A 23644-nucleotide genomic window follows, 5' to 3' on the forward strand; every position below is an offset into this window, starting at 1 on the left:
GAAAGGGAAAGGTGGCTTGGATGGAAAAAACGCTTTCATCGCCAGATGCAACAAGACGGAAGAGTCTTTTCCGATGGAATAAAGTACAACCGGATTTGAGAACGTCGCAACAACTTCGCGAATGGCGTGAACTGCTTCAGCTTCAAGTCGCCGAAGATGGGAAAGAGACATATCAATTATCTCTGCGGGACTATAGCGTCATCAAGCTGGAAGAACCTCGCGTAAGGTCCGCCTGCGAAGTGACGCCGCAACTCTTCGAAATTCTCTACTGTTTCGTCCAGTGGCCGCATTTCCAGGCGCTGAAGGGTAGCGCGGCCAGAAAGTTGAAGCGCCTGAACGCCCAAAAATTGCAAAGCGGTTTCCAAGCATGCTGCGGGTTCAAGAAGAAGCCTCTCGTACTCGATCTCAAGCAAGCTGGTCGAAGCATAGGAGTGCGCGACTCGCGTGCGGAAATCATCGGCGGCCTTGAAGTAGTCCTCGCAGGAGGCGATCGGCAATTTTACGCGTGGCGGCGGAGCCGTATCGTCATCCGAGCTAAACTTGAGCCATTGCCGGCTTTGTCTTGCCTGCACCAGCGAGCGCAGCGACTCCAATGTGTTTCTGCGAGACAAGAAGATGACCTTGAGCCCCGGCCAACGCGCCAGCTCGTCAAAAAAGCCTGGACGTTCCTGAAACTGAGGTTCGTTGATTTTGCACCCGACATGCGTGAGCTTCTTGTCGCTCCGTCTAGGGAAGCGCAAATATGCGAGATCGAGGAGTTCGCGATCGCTATGTAACAGGCGATCCTTATCGGGCCAATTGGCATCATACGTGTTGAGCAACTCACCGTTGCTCAACACGTTCGGATGCTCATTTAGCAACTCTTCGAGGTAGTGCGTTCCAGTCCTTGGCATCCCAAGGATCGCAAATGGCGCAGGCGCTGGTGCGGAGTGGGTCATCGCATGTGTTCCCAACAGAAAATAGTTCACGAAGGATTGGGGGGCGTCACCAGTGCAGGAAACTGCGGTCGCTTAAGATCGGCGCGCGTTCGCCGGTCTCAACCCCCCGATGACTCGTTAGGCAGTTTCCAGAGATGGTCGAGCACGCTTATCTTCAGACACCGGCGCGCCCAGTTCGCGAGACAGCATCGCGTTCCTCCTTCTCGTCTGGTGGTGAATAGCGTCAAGACATCAGACGCCGCCGAAACAATGCCGCCGACAGGAAGAACGGCAATACCGCGTAGATGCAAAGCGCGCCGATATGCAGGCCGATGCTGCCTGCCGGTCGGCCAAGCATCGCCGGACGAATAAGGTCGATTGCATGTGCCAGCGGCAATAAGCGCGCCGCCTCTTGAAACGTGCCGGGGAGTTGATCTATCGGAAACACCGCGCCAGAAAGGAAGAGCATGGGCGTGAGAACGAGCGTCTGGTAGAACACGAAATAGTCGTAGCTCGGCGCAAGCGCCGTGACGATCATTGCGAGACTCGCGAAGGCGAAGCCCGTAAGCGCGATGACTGGCAGCGCATAGAGAATGGACGGCCACGCCGCATAGCCGAGAATGGCCGCAACAATCATGATTCCCGTACCGGCTAGAAAAGCCTTGGTGGCTGCCCACGCCAACTCCCCGAGGACAATGTCGCCTAGTGTAAGCTTGGTGTAGAGGATTGCTTCCCAGGTACGCTGAGCGTGCATGCGCGCGAAAGCTGCGTAAATAGTTTCGAATGTCGCAGCGGTCATCGCACTTGTCGCGACCATGCCGCCTGCCAAAAACGCCACATACGAAGTACCGTCGACGCGCCCCACCACCATACCGAGACCAAAACCGAGTCCGAACAGGTAGATCATTGGATCGGCGAGGTTCCCGAGAAGGGAAGCAAGCGCGACTTTCTTCCATGCCAGATAGTTGCGGCGCCACACTGCGATCCAGTTCCAAGCATTGGCGGGCAGAGCCGCCGCACAATCTTCACCCATCGGTCACTCCATCTCGCGCCCGGTCAGCCGCAAAAACACATCCTCAAGATTCGGCGGACGCTGCAGGACACGCAGACCTGCGCGCTCGCGCAGCCGCACGCGCACCTGCTCCGGATCGGGCGCGTAGCAAAAGAGCGTTTCGCCGCTCACTTCGATGCGATGGGCATATGGTCTAATCAGCGATTGCAGTTCATGCGGGTCGCCGCCGTAAATCTCGATGACCTCGCACCCGATCAGTTCATCGATCAGCGCATGAGGGCGACCTTCGGCGATGTTTCGACCTCTTTCGAGCACGCACAGCCGATCGCACAACCGCTCAGCCTCTTCCATGAAATGAGTGGTCAAGATAATCGTCTTGCCGCGCGCCAACAGGGAACGCAGGCGCTCCCAGATCAGGTGGCGCGCGTGCGGATCCAGGCCAGTGGTAGGCTCGTCCATTACGAGCAGCTGCGGGTCGTTGATCAACGCACGCGCCAGGGTCAGGCGCCGCTTCATACCGCCGGACAATTCGGAGACACGTGCATGCGCCTTGCTCTCAAGTCGGGCGAACTCGAGAAGCGACGGTATGACCGCTTCGACTTCGCGTGCGCTCATGCCAAAGTAGCGCCCGAATACCAGCAGGTTCTCGCGGACCGTGAACTCAAGGTCAAGGTTGTCGAATTGAGGGACCACGCCGATGCGCTCGCGCGCCAAGCGAGCGCGTTCCGGCACTGGCACACCAAGGACCGTGATCTTGCCCGCATCGGGCGATGTCATGCCCAGGACCATACGCGCAATCGTGCTTTTGCCCGCGCCGTTCGGTCCCAGCAAGCCGAAACATTCCCCCGCCGCAACGTTGAACGACAGTCCATCGACAACGATCCGGTCGTCATATGCCTTGCTTACGCTGGTAAGGTCGATTGCCACCTTGGACATGCGTTCATCTACCCGTGAAGGCGCTGGCGACTGACTTTTGGTGAATTGCCTGCGTTTTCGTCAACAGCAGGCCGTCGCACCATATGTGTTCAATGCGTCCCCACTCGCAGGCTGCCGCTGCATCCGGGAAGAAGCCACGTCCATGGTAATTGGCACTCGTGTTGCAAAGCAGCGGAATACCCGTGAGTTTTTCATATTCGACGAGTAGCTCGGCGACTTTGTGCTGAGAGTTCCTGGATATCGTTTGCAGTCGCGCAGATCCGTCAAGATGTACGACAGCGGGGATTTTGTCCCGCCATTCCATCCGTGTCTGATGATCGAACAACATGTATGGATCGGGCGTTCCGGGGCTGAATATATCCGGCGCGCGGTCCTCCAGGCATATAGGCGCCACCGGCCGGAAGTGTTCGCGAAATTTTACTTCGTTGAGGAAATCCTTCATTTTCGGCGAGGTCGCGGCTGCAAGAATGCTTCTGCCTCCCAACGCCCGCGGTCCAAGCTCCGCGCGCCCGGCAAGGAAAACCACGGGCTTGTTACTGGCGAGGATGGTGGCAAGTTCCGACATATTGCACGGCGTGGCTTCCCATCCGGGCGGCACATCACCAGTTTTCAGGGTCGGTCCACCGTATACTGACCACTCCAGCGGCACGAAGCCTTGTTGCGCCACCATCGCAGAGCAAGCGGCGCCGATTGCAGAGCCGCTGTCATTCGGGAAAGGCGGCACCCAGACGTCTTCAAACAGGCCCGTCTCGCGAAGTGCACTGTTCCATTTGATGTTCAGACCGCACCCTCCGGCTACACACAAATTGTGCGACCCTGGAAACGAGTGGCGCTGCAAGGCCATCGTCATTTCGTGGACAACGAGGCGCTCAAGGAAGACATGAAACGATGCAAGCACATCTTCGGGTGACTTGGCCTCCAATCGCAGTACGCTGGCATCGAAGAAATCATGCACCGCCGCGAGCGAGGACTCGGCGTTATTGATGTTCGCGCGGTAACGACTGGCAAGGTCAGTATCGGCCGCAAAGCGCTCATCGTAAAGCTCCTGAAACACCGCGACGATGTCTTCGTCAACGGACCCCAGCGCGATATAGGCCATCAGCTTGCCGGCGATCCCTAAATCCCAGCCTCCCTTGCTCGCCTTCCTATAGGGTCCGAAATAATGGCCCGCGGCAGCGTAGGCTTGGCCTATCACCGGGAAGAGGCATTCGAGGAATCGTGCGTCTTGGCCGTCCACATAATAAAGGCGCGGGAAGATGCAGCCGTCCCAAACCAAGCAGAACGCGGGTTGTCCGGCCTTCGCGAACGGGCTGGTGCAGTATGCGGAGGTCACATGGCCCGTTACATGGGCATAGCTCTTATAAGGAAAAGCCCAATCATCGAGTATCAGGCCGGAGCCGTCCAGGCAATCGAGAAGGCCCTCGGCATGGCGTTCAACATAAGGCGCGCCTTTGAGAGTTAACGGAGCCACCCCACTGAGCACCTGGAACTGCGACTCGTCCTCACCGTCCCAGCCGTCGATAACGAATTGATCAACATCGCGCGGTTTCAGACCGTGTTCCGCCAAAGCGGCGACAACTGCGTCGAGATTATCGATGGTTTGATATCGCGGATTGTTGTCCCGCTTCTCCTGCTCAATACAGAAGACGAGCCGTCCATCCTCGACAAGCGCGATCGCCCCGTCATGGGTCAGCTTGATACCACAGATGCGCATGGTGTCTCCAATGCATAACGTCGACAATTCATTCATAAGGACCCGGAAACCGGATTCCGGAAACGAGCGAGCAAGCAGTCTTCGTTGACCGACTCACCCCGGCACTCAAGCCGCTCTACCTCGATCAAAGGTTCGTTCAGCATGGCGATGACCGTCTCGGCACCAGCAACGTGACCCCAGCGCCGGCAATTGGCATCGCGCGCCGATCCGAAAACCAGATGCCCACCTGGCGCAAGCATCCGCACCAGATTGCGGACGGCCGCGCGCATCTCGCTTGTGTCTCCGAGGTAGTAGAGAACCTCCGCCACAACGATCAGGTCGAACAGCTCATCAGTCGAAAACTGTCGAACATCACAGACTATCCAGCTGATGTGCGGCGGCTCCTTCATCCGTCGACGCGCTCGAGCAATTGCTTGCGGCACGACATCGATCACGGTGAGCCGTTGGCAGTGGGGCGCCAATTTCTCAGTAAATGCGCCGGCAGCACACCCGACTTCGAGCGCATGTGTGATAGAACCTTCGGCAAGCGACAATCGGAGCATTTGCGCGTAACGCTCCTGCTCGAACGGGTTGCCGTCGAGCCGCCACGGATCGTCTGCGGCCAGTTCCCGATTCAGCAATTGATAATTTTGTGTCAACTCGTCCACCTCGGTAAGGTCGCTATCACTCGTCGCTGCAAATGCAGTCAGACATCACTAAACCTCGAAGAATCGCGCGCGAGGTTGAGCCTTCGAAGCGGCGTCGCATGTGCCGAAAATTCTGTAGCGCTTGGTTCCGTGGCCGGACTTTGGATGGGGGCCTGTTTCCCCGCCTTGTTCGACGAGTTGCCGGCGGAGCCGCGCGACAGCCAGTCGCTATTGCTCAATGTACACAACGCATAGGCTTTCAACGGCAGTAGCAAAAAGATGTTGATGAATGTGTGCAGAGAGAAGCCCAGAAATCGAAGTTGGCGGGCCCGAAACGCCACAATGCTGCAGCGAATCCCGGTCATGGCTACGATCATCAGGATCGTCCACCAAGGCGCGGTGCCAGTCAGTGCAAGCTGTGCGAAACCCGTTAGTACCGACAGGGCGAGAAGCAGCGGTCCGAGATTTTGTCCGACCACGTCCAGCGTCAGAAAGCGATCAAGGCCGGGCAGTAGGCGAAGCCCCAGTAACGTATCCCGGAACGTGCTCCGTGCCCAACGGAGTTGTTGGCGCAGATACGGCCTTAGTCTGTTCGGAACGACCGTAGCCGCGATGGCGTCCGGCACGTACTCAGTCCGAAAGCCTGCCTTCAGCATGAGAATAGTAAGATGGCGATCCTCACCGAAGTCGCTCGGCTTACCGCGAAAATATTGCGACTCGTACTGGTCCAGCAGCATAACGAGCGCAGAGCGGCGATACATAGCACATGGGCCGCAGCAACACATAACGGCACCGAAGCGACCCTGTGCAGCACGCTCCTCGTTGCAAGCCAGCCAGTACTCCATGTCGATCAACCTGGTCAACCAACTGTCGTCTCGGTTGCTGGCCGTCAACTGCCCCATGGCCGCCCCGACCGCTGGATTTTGCATCTTTGGCACAAGCTTCGAGATGACGTCCGACGCTAGTATCGTGTCGGAGTCGACGTTTAACACCAAATCTCCATCTGAGCGGCGTATCGCGGCGATCTGCGCCTTGCGTTTTCCGACATTCTGCGGAAGCAGAATGATATTGAACCTCCGGTCGCGCGCGTAGGTCTCATGCACAGGTCGCAAGACGTCGCGATTTCCAGAACCGTCATCAACCACGTAGACCCGCAGTTGCCCCGCGTATTCCTGGTTCGCAATGGAAGCCAAGCAGTCTGAGAGCGTGCGCGGGTCCTCGTTGAAGCAAGGGACGATGACATCTACGCTCGGTAGTCTGTCGAAGCCAACCAGGCCCTGCGGCGCCGATGAATCGTATGCCGGCACAGAGTAAACGGCCTGCATGCTCTTATAGGCAGTCGAGAGCAGCGCATAAAGCGAGATGGCGACAGTGCTGGTTGTGTCAAGCAAATTCATGGGAGTCTCGTCTTCAGTGATCTTGAGGAAGCGAGCGGAATACAAAGCCGCGGCTTTGCAAGGATGGAATTATGCTGGATAACGCCATGATCGTCTGGTAGCGCAGACCCCGGTCAGTGCCGGGTTGCAACTCGCTGGGAGGGCATCCGTCGTGCAGGAGCACAATTGCGCCCGGCTGTACAGAGTCGAGCACTTCATCGACAATGGCGTCGACCCCGGGACAGGACCAGTCTCGCGGATCCACAGACCAGTGGATCGCGTTCAGTCCAGCGGCCGCTGACGCCGTGAGCACTTCTTCGGTCCAGCTCCCATACGGAGCGCGGATGTGCCGCACCGAGGCTCGCGCGGACGCCATTGTGATGGCTCTGTTCGCCTCGAGTATTTCACGCTGTATTTCGCCGGGTGTGCATTTGGACAGGTCTGGATGCGTCATTGTGTGGTTAGCGACGTCATGTCCTTCGGCAATCATTCGTTGGATCAGCTTGGGCTGGTCGGCCGCGTACTGACCGATGACGAAGAATGTCGCCGGCACCCGGTGTTCAGCCAGAACATCGAGGATTTCCGGTGTGCAAAATGGATGAGGACCGTCATCGAACGTCAAATAAACGCTGTGCTGGCCGGTACTGTCAGTGCACCCACTGTGCATTTCGGAAAAGCAATTAACGTGCGTCATAGCTCTGGTCCGTTCCGATCGATTATTGTACCGGCGGGCCAGTCTGACATCGGCCGACCGACTGGTAGAACGATGACAAGTGCATCTTCGATGCGCGTGGGCGGCTTGTCGAGGAGCGCCACTGGTAGCGTGGACCGCACCTGAATCCCCGACAGAATGGTCACCAGACCGTATCGGCCGAACCTCTCTACATGCTTGCGCAGCGCGTGCCTAACGGTGCCGAAAGCGAATGGAACGCCAAGCTCCTGCAGTACTGGAAGCATGACATGGATCGAATGGGCAATTCCGAGTCCCTCAAGGTCCGGGCGCACCCCGTACAACCCCAGTTCAGCAACTAATTGATCGACCTCGCCGACCTTGATGAAACGGCGCAGGAAGCCCATGTGCGCAGCGATACCACGAGAATCGTAGGCGATTGCGCGCAGCTCGGGCCTGGCTCCAGCCCAACTTCGGCTACCCTTGAATGGTTTTGCGTTGAACGCCCCAGTAGGCCCATAGGTCTCCCGAAAGAAATCGGTGAGCTCAATATGGTCGGACAGTTGCAACTCATTTTCCCAACGTAGACTCCACCGCACCTCAGAGCGCATGCAAAGCCCTCCTTATTGTCTTGCCGTTTGCTAGAGGCGCCGATCACGCAATCGAAGCTGTGGGCGAATGGCCGATGTCAGAGGCTGCCGTCAGCGGTCGCAATGACATGTAATCGGAGCGTTCGAACCCTTGGTAGGAGCACGTTCCAGAACTGATAGGCTTACTAACCACTTCCGGTCCCTTCCTGCGCCACTCGCAAATGTGCCGTCGATGACCTTGATTTCCGTCAATTGATGTCGTTCTAATGCAGTAGGCGGGTAAATTCGTAAAATCGATTGTTTGGATAGCACCCATCCACGGTATGAATGAGCTGGGGACTTGATATAAATCTTATGGACGCTCTGACGAGCAAGCGTAATCGCGCGGGCGGTGGGCGCGACAGGCCGCCGCGGCTATGCACCTATTTCCAATATGTTGACAATGAGTGCGGTCCCCAGATCGAATACTAAAGATCCTACATCGCCGCGTCACTACATAGGATGGCACTAATAGCCATCGGTGGATGTGAAACGTTGTTCCCTCTCAAGAGATCGCCAAAGCCAAACGCTCGAACGTCGGCAATTTACAGAAGTCCAGCATGTCTGCGGCCGATCCAAAATATGCATGCGTGGCATCCAAACAATTGATTTTACCAGTGTTGCGGAAAGCTGCATGGATGAAAGCGCGAATACTCGTGCAACAACACCTCGAGCCGTCGCGACTGATGTTATTTTCTAAGATAGACGCTAGGAGATGCAGCCGCTAACACAAGACAAGACAATATTCTTTAAGGTGGGGTTCCACTTCATACGCCGGACCTCACCCGAGCTTCTTTGTGATTGTGTGCGTCCACTTGGCCTTAGTTGCCACTAAAGCAAAATGAAAACTGACCAATAGTTGCTACTGAACAAGACAGAGTTGTCCGCAACGACGGCAGAGATAGCTAGTCCGCTCAGCTTAGTTTGCGCAGGGAATTGAACCATCTAATTTGGGTAGGGGTAATGGCCGATCAACTGGCAACCGAGATCATCGAAAAGATAAAAGCTCATGCGGAGACCGACAAAGAAGTTACTATTGACTCCGAGCTCGGGGCTCTTGAAATCCATTCGCTTGAACTGACCGAAATCGTATTCGATCTCGAAGCCGCTTACGGCATCCAGATCGAGATGGACACTTCAGAGGCTTGGAGCAACCTTAAGAACGTCGGCGACCTCATCGAGGCGACACGCGCCTTGATTGCAGCTAAGGATTAGCATTCGTCATGGCTCGTTCCCGGATCGTTATAACCGGCATCGGCGGCATCTGCGGCATGGGCGTCGGCGCGCCCACCATATGGGAGGCGATGCGCGCAGGCCGATCGGCGATCGGCGAGATCACCACCGCACCCCTCCATCAGTCGAGAATCCGCACAGGCGCAGAGGTCAAGCAGTTGCCCGAGGTCGAGTTCGACCGCAAGCGCCTCACCACGATGGACCGCTACAGTCTGCTGGCTGTTCTTGCTGCCGGCGAGGCACTGCGGCAATCCGGGCTCGTGGTGGACAAAGCCAACACGGGTCGTATCGGCGCGGTTGTCGGCACCGCCATCTTCGGAGCGGAGACACTGGAAAAGAACTATCGCGGGCTGTTCATCGACGGAAAATCACGCACCGATGTCTTCGCGGTGCCTCGCGCCATGCCAGGCGCGCCGGCCAGCCAAGTCAGCATGGTCTATGGTCTGCGCGGGCCGGTATTCGGCGTCACCTCGGCCTGCTCGTCGTCAAACCACGCTTTCATATCAGCGATCGACCAACTAAGGCTCGGCAGGGCTGATGTCATGCTGGCTGGCGGCACCGATGCACCGCTCGCCTGGGGTGTGCTGAAAGCTTGGGAGGCGCTGCGCGCTGTCGCCCGCGAGACCTGCCGACCGTTCTCGGCCGACCGTAACGGCCTGGTACTGGGCGAAGGTGCGGGCGTGGCGGTCCTCGAGACCTATGAGCACGCAGTGGCGCGCGGCGCTCCAATGCTCGCCGAACTTGCCGGCACTGGGATGTCCGCAGATGCGTCCGATGTCGTCGCTCCGACCGTCGAAGGCCCGGTCGCCGCAATAAAGGCCTGCCTTGCCGATGCCGGGCTCCTTCCTGAGGACATTGACTATGTCAACGCGCACGGTACAGGCACCAAATACAACGACCGGCTCGAGACACAGGCAATCCGCCGCGTCTTTGGCAAGCACGCCGATGGTGTATCGGTGTCCTCGACCAAGTCAATGCATGCCCACTGCATGGGGGCATCCGGCGCGCTCGAACTGATTGCCTGTGTGATGGCGCTCCGCGACGGGATCATTCCGCCGACTGCGAATTATCGACAGAAGGACCCAGACTGCGATCTCGACGTGACCCCCAACATCGCCCGGCAGCGCAAGGTTCGAGCAGCGATCAGCAATGCCTTCGCCTTCGGCGGCACCAACGCCGTGGTGGCGATTACGGCAGCCTGACGGCTGAGGCGAAAATCATCGAACTGAAGCCAGAGAACATTCTGCCGCAACATGTGAGCGCCTCGAGAGAGCTATGTTCTGAGCTCACGCAGGCCCCCGCCTGACAGGAAGAAAGGCACTGCGTTTGTCGCGAGCGCAATCATGACATAGGCCCACGCAACAGGCGCTCTGCGTCCCGGATAACAGAATTCCCAAAGCTGAAGCACTGCTCGAGCTGCGTCCTGATGAGTGTAATCAGACGCCTGATCAGCCAACAAAACCGAAAGGCGCGGAAATAAATTTGAAAGTTTCGGGTATAGAAAACTTAATGGATCTCACGCTTTAATTGATCAGAGCTCGGCCAGATGGGACAAGCGGTAACCAACCGCAACAAGCATGCGAAATTCATGCCTCCAACCATTTTCTGGATTCGGCTGGTCGGCCGCGTACTCGGCGTTTATGAAGAATGTCTCCCGCAGCCGGCGTTCACCAGCAGAGCGAGGATATCTGGCCTGCAAAAAATGCCCGTCGTCGAAATAAATGCTGCACCTGTCGGTACGTCAACGCATTCACTGTGCACTTCGAACAAGCAATCGAGGTGCCTCATAGATCGACGGTCCAACTGGTAGAACGATGACATGTGCATCTTCGGTGCGCGTGGGCGGTTTGTCGAGACGCGCGTCTGGCGCGTGACCGCACGCGAGACCCCGACAGAACGGCCATTGGACTATGTCGGCCGAACCTCTCAAGATGCCGCTGCAGCGCGTGCCTGACCGTGCCGAAAGCGAGCGGGACGTCAAGCTCCTGCAGTGTTGGAAGCATGACGCATATTGAGTGACTGATTCCGAGTGTTTCGAGATCCGGACATCCCCAACAAGCCGAGTTCAGCCACCAACAGGTCAACCGCGCCAACCTCGATGAAACGGCGCAACAGGCCACATGAGCCGCTACACCGCCCGAGTCATAGGCGATTGCGCGAAGCTCAGGCGCTCCACTCCAACTTCGACTAGCTTCGAATGGTTTTGCGTTAAACTCCCCGGTCGTCGACCCATATGTCCTTCGAAAGAACTCGGCGAGCTCGATGTGGTCGGAAAGTTGCAAGTCATTTCTCACCACAGCTTCCAGCGCACCCCAGAGCACATACAATGACCTCTTCCCTCTTCCTATTTCTCGAAGCAGGCTGCGCTATGGAGAGCAACGCTCGATTGGTACGAGTCGGACCCGGTCGCGAGCAATTGCGACGCTAGCCAGTCGAGTTCGCAAAGTCCTCGTGGGACCATCTCCCGGAGTTGAGGGCTATCCGACCACGTTCAGTGTCTTCCTGCGCCACTCGCAATTTGCCGTCGATGCCCTTGATTTCTATCGATTGATATCCTTCTAATGCAGAATGCCGTTAAATCGGTGAAATTGATTGTTTGGATGGCGCGCATTCACGCCATAGATAGATGAAGACATGCGGTTCAAGGGCCTTGATCTAAATCTCCTGGTTGCGCTCGACGCTCTGATGGCCGAGCGGAACCTCACGGCAGCCGCACGCAGCATCAACCTGAGCCAACCAGCGATGAGCGCTGCCGTCGCCCGATTGCGCACCTATTTCAACGATGAGCTCTTTACGATGGCTGGCCGCGAACTGATCCCAACACCGCGTGCGGAACAGCTCGCGCCCGCGGTGCGCGAGACTCTGCTGCGCGTTCAGCTTTCGATCATTTCCTGGGAGCCGTTTAACCCGGCCCGGTCGGATCGTCGCTTCAGGGTCATCCTTTCCGATTACGTCACACTCGTATTTTTCGAAAAGATCGTCGAGCGTGCGGCGCAAGAAGCTCCCGGCGTCAGCTTCGAATTTCTGCCTCTCGCCGACGACAATGACGACCTTCTCCGGCGCGGCGACATCGATCTTCTGATTCTGCCGGACATGTTCATGTCAAACACTCATCCTCAAGCGAAACTGTTCGACGAGGTGCACGTGTGTGTAGGCTGCCGCTCAAACGAGCACCTGTCAGAGCCACTTACATTCGACAGATACATGTCGATGGGGCACGTTGCCGTCAAGTTCGGGAATATCCGACAGCCCACCATCGAAGGGTGGTATTTGCGCGAGCACGGTCTCAAGAGACGTGTCGAGATCGTCGTCCAGGGGTTCAGCATGATTCCGCCCATGCTGGTGGGGAGCAAGCGTATAGGAACCATGCCCCTGCGGCTAGCGCAGCATTTCGCAAAAACAATTCCGCTGCGGATCGTTGAGCTTCCGCTGCCACTTCCCCCATTCACCGAGGCCGTCCAATGGCCCGCCCTTCACAATAGTGATCCGGCGAGCCTGTGGATGCGTGAAATGTTAGTACAGGAGGCGTCCCGTATGGGTTTGCCCCAAGCTCACGTGACGTCTCGGGCGTTCCTGGAATAGATTCAAGCCGCGTCTCACCACTGTACTTGGTCGGAGCCTGGAGGTTGGCGGATTTCGCCGTTAGCCAACTCGATCCATAATTTCGGATTGAATGGTTGTTGCGGTGTAGAGCGAAGCCTCTAATGGCAGATTTCCAAATGCGAGTTGACACAGAAGATAGTTGGCGCCTGCCGCTTCCAGCTGACCAAGAAGAGCTTCTCGTACGGAAGTCGCCGTTCCTGCTACACACAGTTCACTTTCAATCGCTGCGTCGAAGGTCAAGGGCAGGTTTGGTGGTGTCGGGATTTCATTGAGGTCGTAGAGAAATTTGAAACTCTTTAGCCATTGTTCGTAAGCAGGCACCGCGAGCGAACGCGCTTCTTTCTCAGTGCGTCCAACCACGACCATGCGGAGCAAACCGAGAAACGGCGCTTGATCGTCCACGTCAATGCTGCGTTCTCGATGGGCTCGGTAGGCGTCAGTTATCTTGCGGACTGTCGAGGACGGCCCAACGCACGCGATATTTGCGCCATTCGCAGCGGCCCAGCTTGCGGACTCGGGTCGGTTGGTGGCGATCCATGTCGGCGGATGCGGACGCTGATGAGGCCTGAGCGTCAACGGAACGCTGTCCAGCTCAAAATAGTGACCTTGATAGGAAAGCGTTCCGCCTCTCATCGCATCCATAAGTATTTTGCTGGCTTCCGCATAGCGTTCCGGTACCGCGTCCGCACCAATTCCGAAGTAACCCAATTCGATCGGGAGGGAGCCGCGCCCGAGGCCCAGCTCAAGCCTGCCACCGCTCAATTGGTCCAACATGCAGATCTCTTCAAACGCGCGTAGCGGATGACAAAGGCTAAGCAGCATTACGAGCGGGCCGACCCGAAGATGGCGGGTACGCTGTGCTACGCTCGACAGGAACAGATTTGGCGCCGGGCTTCTCCCGTGAGGGGTAAAATGGTGCTCTGCAAGATGATACGCATAGAAACCGAGCCGGTCACACGTCTCAGCTAACGTCAGGCGATCCGCGTATTGTCGAGCGATATCGCTGCCATCCTCGTCCAGGTGATCGAAGATGCCGACAGCGAGTTTTGAAGAAGAGGCGTTTTTCATTCAATTATCTCCAACTCTGGCGCGGAAGCTTCGGCCGCTGCCCAAGCGACCACCGGCATTGATGTCTTTCTGGTTCGAGATCGTCTTATTCCTCAAGTTGATATTGTCCCTCTCAGTGCGCCGTCGGCAGCGCGGTCTTGAAGCGGCCGCCGTCAACTCGCACCGCTTATACCCGCAGGAGCTTTGCTGAGCGGCTGCAGCGACAAATGACGCCCGTTCTTCGTTCGCAGCTTTACAAACGAGGATGTGGGCTTGCTTAAGTTTGAAGATCAGTGGAAGGGCGACGCGCATCGGAGTCGTTTCGAAGCCAGCCACAAATATCGCTGACAGCTGCGAGAAATGCGTCCATTTGGGGTTTTGTACCGATGCTCACGCGGATGCAGTTTTCCAGACCATCTTCAGGGAAGACGGCAACGAGTATCTTTCGCCTTTTCAGGGATGCTTGCCACCAAGTTCCGTCTTGTCCCGAAGGCACTTGGGCCAGCAAAAAATTGGCGTGGGAGGCTGTCACAGAGAAACCAAGTTGCGACAGGGCGACGCTTACTCTCTGTCTTTCACGTTTGATATGTCTGTGGTTCTCTTCATAGGCGACGCGATGAGAGAGAATGCTGATGCCAACCGCGTGGCCGATCACGTTCATGTTGAAAACATTCTGAAGATTGCGCAGCCTTCCAATAATCTCGGGATGACCAAAACCGAAACCTACGCGAATGCCGGCGGCGGCATAGCTTTTCGAGAATGTTCTCAAGACCAGAAGGTTCGTATAGCGATCGAGAAGGCGTAGCGCATTATCCGGTGCAAAGTCGACGTAGGCCTCGTCGAGGACGATCAACCGGTTCGATTGTGATACAAGGCCCTCAACATCGGCCACCGGAACAAACGTTCCGGTAGGGTTGTTCGGATTGGCTACCAGAATGAACTTTGCATCTTTGGCGGGACCGAAAAGCAATTGCTCTGTCGGCAGCGAATAAGCTTCGCTCAACGGGACCTCAAGAAATTGAGCACCCTGCAACGTGGCTAGTTTGCGGTTAAACGAAAAACCTGGCGAAACCATCGCCACGGCGTCACCCGGACTAAGGAAAGCCTTATAGATGAGCCCTAACAATTCAGACGATCCGTTACCGGCAATCACCTGATCCCTGTGGAGGCCATAAGCTTTGGCGGCTGCTTCCCTCAAGCTGATGTTATCATCCTGCGGGTAGAGATACTGGCGTTCTAGCGCCGCAACGGCGCTTTGCATCACGGGTGGCGGTAGCGCAAATGGATTCTCATTCGTGTCAAGCTTGACACAGCGCGCATCAGGCATCGGCCAAGTGGACGGCAGAGCATTTAACTCACTCGCCTGCTGCGAAAGAGATGAAAGCACGCTCTGCAATTTTGCGTCAGGCATTTCTTTCTCCGTTTCAGTCTACCCGTGCGAAGCACCGCCGGTAGTTGAGTGTTAAGCGGAGCGAGTGACGCCTAGCTAGGCGTCACTCTCTGGAGCGCGGCCGAATCTTCTGCATCAGATCGCCGCGCCGTAGAAGCACGCTCACGAGATCAGATTGAAGGAGGGCGGTCAACCAATCCTCCGAGATAATGATAGGAATATATCATTAATCTATCATGATGATAGATTCCTCAGCGTTCGCGGATCTCCGTCGGATATGAAATATTTTCTGGCAAGTAGATATCGAACGGCAGGTCGATTTGCCCTGAAGGATCTGCCGTTCCGGTTTCGATTACCCGCGCCATCAACGTCGCCAGCTCGCAGCAAAGCCGCCCTAATGGCGTGGCGATCGCCATCGTGATGACACCATCTGCGAGCGCCGCCCGTGAATCCGGCGTAATCTCATTGACGATCGCGACAAGATCCCGGCTTTCGCCCCTGTCGCGTAGAGCCGCGATGGCTCCCTCCATGGCGCCACCGAGCACATAAAATCCGACGAGCTCAGGTTCATGGTGAATGAGGTCGAGAGTGGCTTCATAGGTGAGCTGCCGTGCATCAGGGCTCACGAGCGTATCGAGCACCTCGAAGGTCCGCGCGTTCTCACGGAAATACGAACGAAATCCGATTTCCCGAAGCTCCTGCCCCTGGGAACGCTGACTCGCAACAAAGACCACCACTTTGCCCGGCCGTTTTGCGGCTTTGGCCACCATCCAGGCCGCCGTCCGCCCAACCTTCCGGTTGTTGAGCCCGATATAGCCCGCGCGTGCACCCGCAGCGAAATCGGAAAGTAGAGAGAAGACCGGGATGCCCTTTACCTTCAAATCTTCGACTGCTTCCGTGATCGCCGGGTGGTCCGGAGCGACCATGGCAATCGCATCGCAGCGTGCGCCCAAATTATTGAGTAGCACGACCAAGTCGCCGGGCGCATTCGACGTTACGAACTCGATGGAGGAAATGCCATGAAAAGATGGTGCGGCATTCACTGCCGCCTCGATTTCGCGTGCAAAGGTGGCAAAGAAGGGGTGTGCCGGCTTCTTGAGAATAAAACCCAGCCGATAGTGAGGCAGATTGCGCTGCCTCCTGTACTCCATGAGGCGAGCGGTAGGATAGCCGAGCGCGCGGGCCGCCTCGTAGACGCGCCGCGCGGTCTCTTCCCGTACCGGATGGCGGGCGTTCAAAACCCGATCGACCGTCGCAACGCTGACTCTGGATTCGCGTGCGAGATCGCCAATTGTGGGACGCTTGGTCATGGCTCTATTTGATAAATCGTCATCAAAAAAGATGCAAAGGCATGATGTAATTTGATGGATATCTGTCAACTCATCCACGGCTTTGATGCTGATTTCCGACCGACGGCCGAGCACGAGAAATGGGAGTAAATGAGTAGAGGAGATTTCAACCCATCATTGTGCATCAACGTTTTCCCTGAAACGTCAGTGCATAACTCCACTCGGCGACGCCGGTACAATTGCCTCGTGCAACGGATCCGCGGCGGCGAAACAGAGCCGCCCGATCGCGGTCCAGCGGCGCAACAAGGTGGTCATCCCGGTAACCTGGCCGCACGCAAGCCTTCGCGAAGATCCATGGCAATACGGAAATGCATGTGCCGGGCATCATACCCAACGACACTTTCCCGATCGTCGCTGTGCCTGATCAGAATGCATGGGACCGGTGCGGGGCTGGGTTCAGCCCGATGACAGCTGCCATGTGCTCCGAAGAGCGCGTAGCGCCGCTTCGGCGACAGTCATCCGCTCGGCGAAGAGGAGAAATGCGTGACGATTGTCGGCCACCCTCGCTGCCATCCTGAATGTCCATGATTGCGCCTGAAGCTGGGTACCAGCTAGGAGGCCGCTCGTCGCAGCCGCGCGCCAATCGTCGCACAGTGCGTCCGACCAAAAAGCCGCAGCGGCTTTAGGACAACGACACGTGTAACCGGCAGAGCGTGCGCTTTATGGTCTCCGCACGCGTATCAAGCTGGAGCCATCGCCATTGTTAGATGGGGACACCGCGAGTGGCTCCCTTTACCCGCGAACGCGCCGCAGCGTTCGTCGTCGCGGGGCGATCCGGACAGACATCCCCTCGCGATCCAGGCTCGCTGAGCGGCTCGGCCATGGCAAGCGGCGAAACCATACTGGACGCCTCCTGGAATAGCATTTCGCGCATCCACCGGCTTGCCGGATCATTATTGTGAAGCGCGGGCCATTGAACGGCCTCGGTGAACGGTAGGTGTTGTGGCAGCGGAAGCTCGACGATCTGAAGGGGTGTTGTTTTTGCGAAATGCTGCGCCAGCCGTAACGGCATGGTTCCTATCCGCTCAGTCCCCAACAGCATGGGCGGAATCATGCTGTAGCCCTGTACGACAACGTCGATACGTCTCTTCAGATCGTGCTCGACCAAATACCGTTCCTCGATGCCTAGCCGCAGCGTATCCCCGAATCTGACCACAACGTGCCCCATCGACATGTATTTCTCGAGTGTCAGTGGCTGCAACAGCTGCTGGTTCGAGCGACAGCCGACACACACGTGTACATCACCGAACAATTTCGTCCGAGAACGAAGGTTCGACATGAAGATTTCCGGCAGAATCAGAAGATCGATGTCGCCGCGCCGAAGAAGGTCCTCGCTGTCGTCTGTGGGGGGAAGAAATTCGAAGCTGACGGCGGGCGCTTCCCGCGCCGCACGCTCCACGATCCTTTCAAAAAACACGAATGTGACGTAATCGGAAAGGATGATCCTGAAGCGACGATCCGACTGGGCCGGGTTAAACGGCTCCAAGGAAATGATCGAGCGCTGAATGCGCAGCAGAGCCTCGCGCACCGCGGGCGCGAGCCCCTCCGCACGCGGCGTGGGGATGAACTCGCGGCCAGCCATCGTAAATAGCTCATCACGGAAGTAGGTGCGCAACCGCGCGACGGCCGCACTCATCGCTGGCTGGCTCAGGTTGATGCTACGTGCCGCCGCCGTGAGGTTACGCTCGGCCATCAGAGCGTCGAGCGCGACGAGGAGATTTAGATCAAGGCCCTTGAACCGCATGTCTCTTTATCCACCGTGTGGATGTATGCCAGTCGAACCATCGATCGGCTGCTTCATTGGAAAAGATCCGCACGAACCCCATACAAGCCTAGTTCAGCCACCAGCAGGTCGACTCCGTCAACCTTGATGAAACGGCGCAGTAAGCCCATGTGGGCCGCACGAAGCTCAGGTCTTGCTCCGGTCCAGCTTCGACTGCCTTTGAACGGTTTTGCATTATAGGGCCCCCCGTCGATCCATAGGTCTTTGGAAAGAACTCCGTGACTTCGACATTAAGACCTGTAACTCATTTTCCCAGCACAATTTCCACCGCACGTTAGCGCGCATGCAAAGACCTCTTTTTTCTGTTCCGTGGAGTTGGGGTATCGACCTTGGCGCCACCCAATTGACAGGCCCTCATGATCGCCGATGGTATAGGGATCAGAGCCTGCGATGACGCGGAGCATAGCGCATTTCTAATTAGGTCGTATTTCGATGAAGTGACAATCCGTGTGGAATATCTGCCAGCCTACCCTCAAGGCAGGGTCACAGCCGCGCGACCAGCGAATGGCGGGCGCGTTCGAGAAAGTGCGCGTCGCGACACAATCGTGCGGTGATCCAGGAGGCCTGTCGGATCAGAGGAACAGGATCGCCTCCCAACATCGTGGCCCGTCGCCAGAAGGGGCAATATTTTGGATCATGGTAGATGCGAGCATTCGAGAAAACCGCGTGCAATGGGTGTTCAATCATGCATTGTACTTCACCGTTCCCTCGAAACACCATGTACGGGTCGCTTCACTCCCGTCAGCAAGGCTGGGACGATCGCCATATGCAAAGGTATGGCGGCGGCAAAACAAAGCCGCCCGAACGCATTCCTGCGGCGCACCAAGGTGGTCATGCCGATGACCTGGCCGTCAGCAGGGCCTTCACGAACATCCACGACAATGCGAAAATGCAGGTGGCGGGCATCATAGCCAACGACGGCTTCGCGATCATCGCTGTGCAGGAGCGGAAAGGTGCCGATCAGGCCTGAATGCGCCGGGAGCGCGGTTTCGCTCAGCCCGATTATGGGCGCGAGGCGGTTGTGCCATGTCACAAGACTTTGTACCCAGCCGGACGCGCTCCCAAGCGCTCGCCGCGCCGCCTCGGCCGCAGTCACCCGCGCGGTGAAGACAAGAAGCTCGTGACGGTCCGCCCAGTCTGCTCCGGGAAGCCAAGGATTTGGCAGGCTGATGGCCACCCTTCGTGGTCTCATGAACGCTTCCTTTCACCTTTGCTATCGCGTCGCCAGGGCGCTCACCGCAGCACTGAATGGTTCATGATTGCGCCGCAAACCGGCATCAGGTAGGTGGCCGCTTGTCGCAGCCGCACGCCAATCGTCGCACGATGCATTCGCTCAAGGAACTGCAGCGCCTTTAGGGATATTTCATCAAATCGCAAAGCGGTTCGCATAAGCCTATAGGAGCGCAACCGCTTGGGCGCAAAGATAGCATCGGTAGACGGACTGCCTGGCTCGAATGCAAATCTGGTGGCAGTCGCGTCCCTGCATAGCGAGGCCGGCAGCCACATGGCCTTGCAGCGACTTCGAGTCGCTCTTTCAGCGGCACGCCTCGATTGTTGCGCCAAAAAGATCATTCGGTTTATGGTCGCGCAACATTACGCGGGGTCATTTCGATTCCGAGTGATGTATTCCAATCTTACAACGGAGAAAAACTGACCGGACCAGAAAAGAAAAACCGCCCCCGAAACGAATCTCGGAAACGGTTTGCTAATAATCAATTTCGCCAAAATTTGAGTAGCAAACCTCACTTCCTCTGTCAACTTAAAAAACACCGTTTCGGTGAACGGCGTTGCTTTGTCTGGTCTCCAACAAAGGAGACGACAGTGCGAAAACCGATGCCACCAAAGCGGTCGATCGGCCGTAGACAGACGCCCGAACGTGCCGAATTCCGACGCTTGGCACTAGCGGCTGAGATTGGGACCGTGACACGCGGACAGCTCGCCGTGCTCGCGCAAAATCTGCCCTGCACGGGGATGGTCAATGCGACCGAAGCTTACCTATTGACCACACTGATCAACACGGCTCCTGCGGACGCGTTCGAAAGGGGCGGCCGGCCAATAATCTTCAAGTCGAACCAGCAGCTCGCTTTCGAAATCAACCGTTCGGCCGGACGCGTGAGTCGGCTGCTGTCTAGCCTTTTTGACGCCGGTCTGATCACAATGCAGGACAGCGGCAACTACAAGCGCTATCCCACCCGAAATATCGAAGGCACGGTTGTCGACGGTTGCGGGATCGACATGCGAATACTCATCACTCGTTACCGCGAGCTTGATGAACTTGTAAGGCAAGCCAGAGTCGAAAAGGCCGCCGCAAATGGCGCGCTGCGGCGGTATCGTGGGGCATTGCGTAATCTCCGTCACGCGCTCGCGTCTGCTAACTGCATTCCGCAGCGCACGCGGGAGCGGCTCGAGGTGCGTGTTGAAAAAGTCATCGCTTTGGTCGGCATCGCGAGGAGGGCACCGAGCGTACTTTTGCGTCGCGCGACCGCGCTTTTTGAATGGTTTGTCGAGCGGACTATGCAGCTCCCACGACGGCCTGAAGTTACGTTAGCGCCACAGGATTCGGCATGCAGGTGTGCCGGAAGCGACACGCACAAACAGACTACAAGCCCTAATTCACATGAAGGGAGTAATGACGACCGACGTTCGGCCACCGCCGAACCATTGACATCAGTTAGCGCTGGCTCCGCCAGCGAATGGGCTTGTGAAGCAAGCCTGAGGCGACGCAGGAGCGGAATCAAACAACCACGTCGTTCGCGGCAGGAAATGGTTGCACTGCAGGACATATTGCGAGCCATACCAGCACTAAGCACTTACGGTTTCGCGCAGCCCCGCAGTTGGGCCGATCTGGCCCGAATCGCTCCGCAAATGTGCCGAATTGCCGGTATTTCGGACGATGCGCGGCGCCGCGCCGTCGATCAAATGGGCGAGCAGCAGGCCGCCATTGCCATTGCCATTACCCTGCAGAAGCTCGACCGCCAGGAAATCTCTTCGCCAGACGGTTATTTGCGGGCAATGACTGGGCGTGCGGTCGCCGGCGAACTTCACCTTTCCCGTTCGATCTTTGGGCTCGCGGCGCGCTACACCATAGAACGGCTGGCGTAAGTTCTAAGTTACATCGCTGTAGAGCCGCGTGGCTCTGCCGCCGTCGAGGGTGTCTCGGCGGGGTACCTCTATTTCGCGCGCTTGATCCCAAGCAAACTCATCCAGGGAGGATTGCAAGCTCGGCGGCCGGGGACGAGACCCCTTCGCCGCGGAACGGAATGCACGCGCCGTTCAAAAGCGCGCCCCTTCCGTTGTCGTATGCCCGACAATGTCGGACAAACATCGCGTCGGAACTAATGTAGCACGGTATTTCTAAACGACTTTCTCTTTGGCACGCTACATGCAGGACTATCTCCAGCCGCGTCACACGCTAGGGAGAACGGCTTTGTCGCAAACTGATTGGCAACGGCAGGAGTGCTCGTCGTTTTTCACACGCTGTTGGCGTGAACGCTCCCTTGCGCGCCGCGCTTTGCAAAGAGCGAGCTGCGAAAGATGCGGCGGGCAGGCGGCTGCTCATCATGGGCAGCATTGGTCACAAACAGGCGGCAAGGCGCGGCGCACCGAAGGGTTCATTGCTGCGACAGATGCTCGTGGCGGTCCCACTCGGCCGACACGGTGGCGCACCTATCAGGCCGGACAGATGGCAGCATCCGACAACGTGCTACCGGTCCAAAAACTGCTTGCGTCTTGCGGGACATCCACCGATGGAGAGTGGACCGAAATGGCTAAATGACGGTGGCCGGTGTTTTGGCGCGATCAAGCGCGCCAGACTTCTTGAGGACGATGTAAGCTAGGGTGCAGGGCGGAGCCGAAGCTCGCAAGTGCGGCACGTCAAACCGTAAAGGGTCCCTGAGCCAAGCTGCGGCCGCTTCCGAAGGGGCCCCTCAAATGTCGCGCGATCTTTCTCTCATACAGTCTCGCGCCTTCCAGCTTTCCCGCGACCTGATGGTCCGGGTCATCCTCTCGACATGAACAATACGGCGTTCTCCCTCGATGAGATCGACCCCGACGACGATCTCGCGATCGTGCGTGAATATTTTCCCAAGGCCGGCTCATTGAGCCGGCCTTGGCCTTTGCGTGCCGCTTGCGTGCGGCAGGCCGCAAGGGAAGCTGCGCCGCGGCCGACGTCAGCATTGCATAGTCCGACAATTGCCACCCGCGCCCTTGCGGACTTTGCTCTTCGCGGTCTGCCGAAAGGCGCCCACCAAACGACGGCCAAGGAAGTGTCATGGAGGGCGATCGCTGCGCGATCGCAAGCAAAATGAAAAGAAGAGAGATAGAGGCGTTGCGCAGCCAAGTGAGCTGCGCGATCGTGCTCGAACAGGCGAACTTCGCAATCGATATCAAGGAAAGCACACGACGCGCCGTCAAGTTTCGCCGCGGCGGTGAGATTATCATTGTTACGCATGAAGGACGCGGATGGTTCGATCCGCTCAGCGACGCGAAAGGCGATGTGTTCGGGCTTGTCGAGCATCTCGACCATGTCGGCTTTCTCGAAGGCGCCGAAAAGGTTGCAGATCTCGTCGGTCTTAAGACCACTGAGCCAGAGTGGCGGGATCCAACGTTTAATGGAGGGTACGAACTCTCCCTTCATGATCGTTGGCATGCACGCCGCCGCCCGTGGCCCGGCTCGTCGACATGGCGTTACCTCCAAGGCGAACGCTGCCTTCCGGCGGCTTTGCTCCGGGTGGCAATAAAATGCGACCTTCTTCGGGAAGGCCCTTATGGCAGCATGTGGGCAGCGCACAGGGACCATGCCGGCGTTGTGACCGGATGGGAGGCGCGAGGCCCGCAATACCGGGGCTTCGCCTCCGGAGGAACCAAGGTTCTCTTCTGCCTTGGATCTGGAACTGCGTTTCGCCTGGCCGTCACGGAAGCCGCAATCGACGCTTTGAGCCTTGCGGCGATCGAAGGATTGCGTGAGGGCACGCTCTATCTGAGCACCGGCGGCGGATGGTCTCCGACCACGAAGGGGGCGTTGCGGGAACTGGCCTGCCGGACGGACATCCAACTGGTCGCAGCAACAGACGCCAATTCACAAGGTGACATGTTTGCCGAGCGACTGCGGTCACTTGCCAACGACGCCGGCTGCGATTGGATGCGGCTTCGCCCACCCGAGGAGGATTGGAACGAGACCCTGAAAGTCAGGAAGAAGGAATTAGGCAAAAGACGGAAAGAGGAAGAGGCGTGCCGCATGCGCGCCGCCCGCGTCAAGGAAGGCTTCGCCCGGCTTAAGCCGGCCCTTGACCCGGCCGGTCGCGATGTCGGCGGCTCGGAAGGGTCATGAAGGACTGAAGAGGATGGCAAGGTCGAGAGG

Annotated in this window: 20 protein-coding genes and 2 pseudogenes; 5 read left to right on the plus strand and 17 right to left on the minus strand. The window is 57.5% G+C overall.

Annotated features, from left to right (window positions below):
• From QN222_RS17875 to QN222_RS17915, 9 genes are all read right to left on the minus strand, one after another.
• The coding region (locus QN222_RS17875; protein ID WP_283965337.1) for a phosphoadenosine phosphosulfate reductase family protein at nt 1–171 on the minus strand (171 nt) is incomplete at its 3' end.
• A 5-nt stretch (nt 172–176) separates the two neighbouring features.
• Nucleotides 177–938, minus strand: a complete 762-nt coding sequence (locus QN222_RS17880) for a sulfotransferase (RefSeq protein ID WP_283965326.1) — start codon at nt 936–938, stop codon at nt 177–179.
• 223 nt (nt 939–1161) lie between these two features.
• Entirely contained in the window at nt 1162–1950 is a 789-nt protein-coding gene (locus tag QN222_RS17885; RefSeq protein ID WP_283965327.1) for an ABC transporter permease, read from the minus strand.
• Nucleotides 1951–1953: 3 nt separating this feature from the next.
• A complete protein-coding gene (gene nodI, locus QN222_RS17890; protein ID WP_283965328.1) occupies nt 1954–2865 on the minus strand; it encodes a nodulation factor ABC transporter ATP-binding protein NodI in 912 nt (303 codons plus the stop codon).
• Nucleotides 2866–2869: 4 nt separating this feature from the next.
• A complete protein-coding gene (gene nodU, locus QN222_RS17895) occupies nt 2870–4579 on the minus strand; it encodes a nodulation protein NodU (protein WP_283965329.1) in 1710 nt (569 codons plus the stop codon).
• A 32-nt stretch (nt 4580–4611) separates the two neighbouring features.
• Nucleotides 4612–5226 carry a nodulation methyltransferase NodS gene (nodS, locus tag QN222_RS17900; RefSeq protein ID WP_283965330.1) on the minus strand — a complete coding sequence of 205 codons (615 nt, stop codon included), beginning with the start codon at nt 5224–5226 and terminating at the stop codon, nt 4612–4614.
• 38 nt (nt 5227–5264) lie between these two features.
• On the minus strand, nt 5265–6602 hold the full coding sequence (gene nodC / locus QN222_RS17905; protein ID WP_336621033.1) for a chitooligosaccharide synthase NodC: 1338 nt from the start codon (nt 6600–6602) through the stop codon (nt 5265–5267).
• Between the two features lie 13 nt (nt 6603–6615).
• Nucleotides 6616–7275 (minus strand): chitooligosaccharide deacetylase NodB, encoded by a 660-nt coding sequence (gene nodB, locus QN222_RS17910; protein ID WP_283965331.1) that lies wholly within the window; start codon nt 7273–7275, stop codon nt 6616–6618.
• Nucleotides 7272–7862, minus strand: coding sequence for a NodA family N-acyltransferase (locus QN222_RS17915; protein ID WP_283965332.1), 591 nt, complete (start codon nt 7860–7862; stop codon nt 7272–7274). The genes nodB and QN222_RS17915 overlap by 4 nt, the downstream gene beginning before the upstream one ends.
• A 981-nt stretch (nt 7863–8843) precedes the next feature.
• Here QN222_RS17915 and QN222_RS17920 point away from each other — a divergent pair.
• Together QN222_RS17920 and QN222_RS17925 are read left to right on the plus strand one after the other, a co-directional pair.
• The gene (locus QN222_RS17920) at nt 8844–9095 is read left to right on the plus strand and encodes an acyl carrier protein (protein ID WP_283965333.1); all 252 of its coding nucleotides are present in this window, start codon (nt 8844–8846) and stop codon (nt 9093–9095) included.
• An 8-nt stretch (nt 9096–9103) separates the two neighbouring features.
• Nucleotides 9104–10315 (plus strand): beta-ketoacyl-[acyl-carrier-protein] synthase family protein, encoded by a 1212-nt coding sequence (locus QN222_RS17925; RefSeq protein ID WP_283965334.1) that lies wholly within the window; start codon nt 9104–9106, stop codon nt 10313–10315.
• Between the two features lie 548 nt (nt 10316–10863).
• Here the strand turns inward: QN222_RS17925 and QN222_RS17930 are convergent.
• A pseudogene (locus QN222_RS17930) lies at nt 10864–11436 on the minus strand (NodA family N-acyltransferase).
• A 311-nt stretch (nt 11437–11747) separates the two neighbouring features.
• Between QN222_RS17930 and nodD2 the strand changes: the two are divergent.
• Nucleotides 11748–12695, plus strand: coding sequence for a transcriptional regulator NodD2 (gene nodD2, locus QN222_RS17935; RefSeq protein WP_283965335.1), 948 nt, complete (start codon nt 11748–11750; stop codon nt 12693–12695).
• A 60-nt stretch (nt 12696–12755) separates the two neighbouring features.
• Here nodD2 and QN222_RS17940 read toward each other — a convergent pair whose 3' ends face one another.
• From QN222_RS17940 to QN222_RS17965, 6 genes and pseudogenes are all read right to left on the minus strand, one after another.
• The gene (locus tag QN222_RS17940) at nt 12756–13784 is read right to left on the minus strand and encodes an LLM class flavin-dependent oxidoreductase (RefSeq protein WP_283965336.1); all 1029 of its coding nucleotides are present in this window, start codon (nt 13782–13784) and stop codon (nt 12756–12758) included.
• Between the two features lie 256 nt (nt 13785–14040).
• Nucleotides 14041–15174, minus strand: coding sequence for a histidinol-phosphate transaminase (gene hisC / locus QN222_RS17945; RefSeq protein ID WP_283965545.1), 1134 nt, complete (start codon nt 15172–15174; stop codon nt 14041–14043).
• 230 nt (nt 15175–15404) lie between these two features.
• The gene (locus tag QN222_RS17950) at nt 15405–16463 is read right to left on the minus strand and encodes a LacI family DNA-binding transcriptional regulator (protein ID WP_283965551.1); all 1059 of its coding nucleotides are present in this window, start codon (nt 16461–16463) and stop codon (nt 15405–15407) included.
• A gap of 742 nt (nt 16464–17205) precedes the next feature.
• A complete protein-coding gene (locus tag QN222_RS17955) occupies nt 17206–18246 on the minus strand; it encodes a LysR family transcriptional regulator (protein ID WP_283965546.1) in 1041 nt (346 codons plus the stop codon).
• 62 nt (nt 18247–18308) lie between these two features.
• Nucleotides 18309–18570: pseudogene (locus QN222_RS17960) on the minus strand (acyltransferase); the annotation flags it as partial.
• Nucleotides 18571–18982: 412 nt separating this feature from the next.
• Nucleotides 18983–19477, minus strand: a complete 495-nt coding sequence (locus QN222_RS17965; RefSeq protein WP_283965547.1) for a DUF2867 domain-containing protein — start codon at nt 19475–19477, stop codon at nt 18983–18985.
• 641 nt (nt 19478–20118) lie between these two features.
• Here QN222_RS17965 and repC point away from each other — a divergent pair.
• Nucleotides 20119–21387, plus strand: coding sequence for a plasmid replication protein RepC (repC, locus tag QN222_RS17970; protein WP_283965552.1), 1269 nt, complete (start codon nt 20119–20121; stop codon nt 21385–21387).
• 895 nt (nt 21388–22282) lie between these two features.
• Here the strand turns inward: repC and QN222_RS17975 are convergent.
• Nucleotides 22283–22933 (minus strand): hypothetical protein, encoded by a 651-nt coding sequence (locus QN222_RS17975; RefSeq protein ID WP_283965548.1) that lies wholly within the window; start codon nt 22931–22933, stop codon nt 22283–22285.
• An 81-nt stretch (nt 22934–23014) separates the two neighbouring features.
• On the opposite strand from QN222_RS17975, the gene QN222_RS17980 reads away from it, so the two are divergent.
• Entirely contained in the window at nt 23015–23614 is a 600-nt protein-coding gene (locus tag QN222_RS17980; protein ID WP_284005517.1) for a DUF3991 and toprim domain-containing protein, read from the plus strand.
• Nucleotides 23615–23644: the final 30 nt, after the last annotated feature.

This window comes from Sinorhizobium sp. 6-70, from assembly GCF_030124375.1.
In the GTDB taxonomy this organism is placed as follows: Bacteria; Pseudomonadota; Alphaproteobacteria; order Rhizobiales; family Rhizobiaceae; genus Sinorhizobium.

Bases quoted from the DNA above. Each gene is read 5' to 3' on its own strand.
- QN222_RS17885 (WP_283965327.1), bottom strand. From the start codon at position 1,950: ATGGGTGAAGATTGTGCGGCGGCTCTGCCCGCCAATGCTTGGAACTGG.
- QN222_RS17880 (WP_283965326.1), bottom strand. From the start codon at position 938: ATGACCCACTCCGCACCAGCGCCTGCGCCATTTGCGATCCTTGGGATG.
- QN222_RS17920 (WP_283965333.1), top strand. From the start codon at position 8,844: ATGGCCGATCAACTGGCAACCGAGATCATCGAAAAGATAAAAGCTCAT.
- QN222_RS17965 (WP_283965547.1), bottom strand. From the start codon at position 19,477: ATGAGACCACGAAGGGTGGCCATCAGCCTGCCAAATCCTTGGCTTCCC.
- nodC (WP_336621033.1), bottom strand. From the start codon at position 6,602: ATGAATTTGCTTGACACAACCAGCACTGTCGCCATCTCGCTTTATGCG.
- nodU (WP_283965329.1), bottom strand. From the start codon at position 4,579: ATGCGCATCTGTGGTATCAAGCTGACCCATGACGGGGCGATCGCGCTT.
- QN222_RS17950 (WP_283965551.1), bottom strand. From the start codon at position 16,463: ATGACCAAGCGTCCCACAATTGGCGATCTCGCACGCGAATCCAGAGTC.
- QN222_RS17940 (WP_283965336.1), bottom strand. From the start codon at position 13,784: ATGAAAAACGCCTCTTCTTCAAAACTCGCTGTCGGCATCTTCGATCAC.
- nodI (WP_283965328.1), bottom strand. From the start codon at position 2,865: ATGTCCAAGGTGGCAATCGACCTTACCAGCGTAAGCAAGGCATATGAC.
- QN222_RS17975 (WP_283965548.1), bottom strand. From the start codon at position 22,933: ATGCCAACGATCATGAAGGGAGAGTTCGTACCCTCCATTAAACGTTGG.
- hisC (WP_283965545.1), bottom strand. From the start codon at position 15,174: ATGCCTGACGCAAAATTGCAGAGCGTGCTTTCATCTCTTTCGCAGCAG.
- nodD2 (WP_283965335.1), top strand. From the start codon at position 11,748: ATGCGGTTCAAGGGCCTTGATCTAAATCTCCTGGTTGCGCTCGACGCT.
- QN222_RS17955 (WP_283965546.1), bottom strand. From the start codon at position 18,246: ATGCGGTTCAAGGGCCTTGATCTAAATCTCCTCGTCGCGCTCGACGCT.
- QN222_RS17915 (WP_283965332.1), bottom strand. From the start codon at position 7,862: ATGCGCTCTGAGGTGCGGTGGAGTCTACGTTGGGAAAATGAGTTGCAA.
- repC (WP_283965552.1), top strand. From the start codon at position 20,119: ATGCCACCAAAGCGGTCGATCGGCCGTAGACAGACGCCCGAACGTGCC.
- QN222_RS17925 (WP_283965334.1), top strand. From the start codon at position 9,104: ATGGCTCGTTCCCGGATCGTTATAACCGGCATCGGCGGCATCTGCGGC.
- nodB (WP_283965331.1), bottom strand. From the start codon at position 7,275: ATGACGCACGTTAATTGCTTTTCCGAAATGCACAGTGGGTGCACTGAC.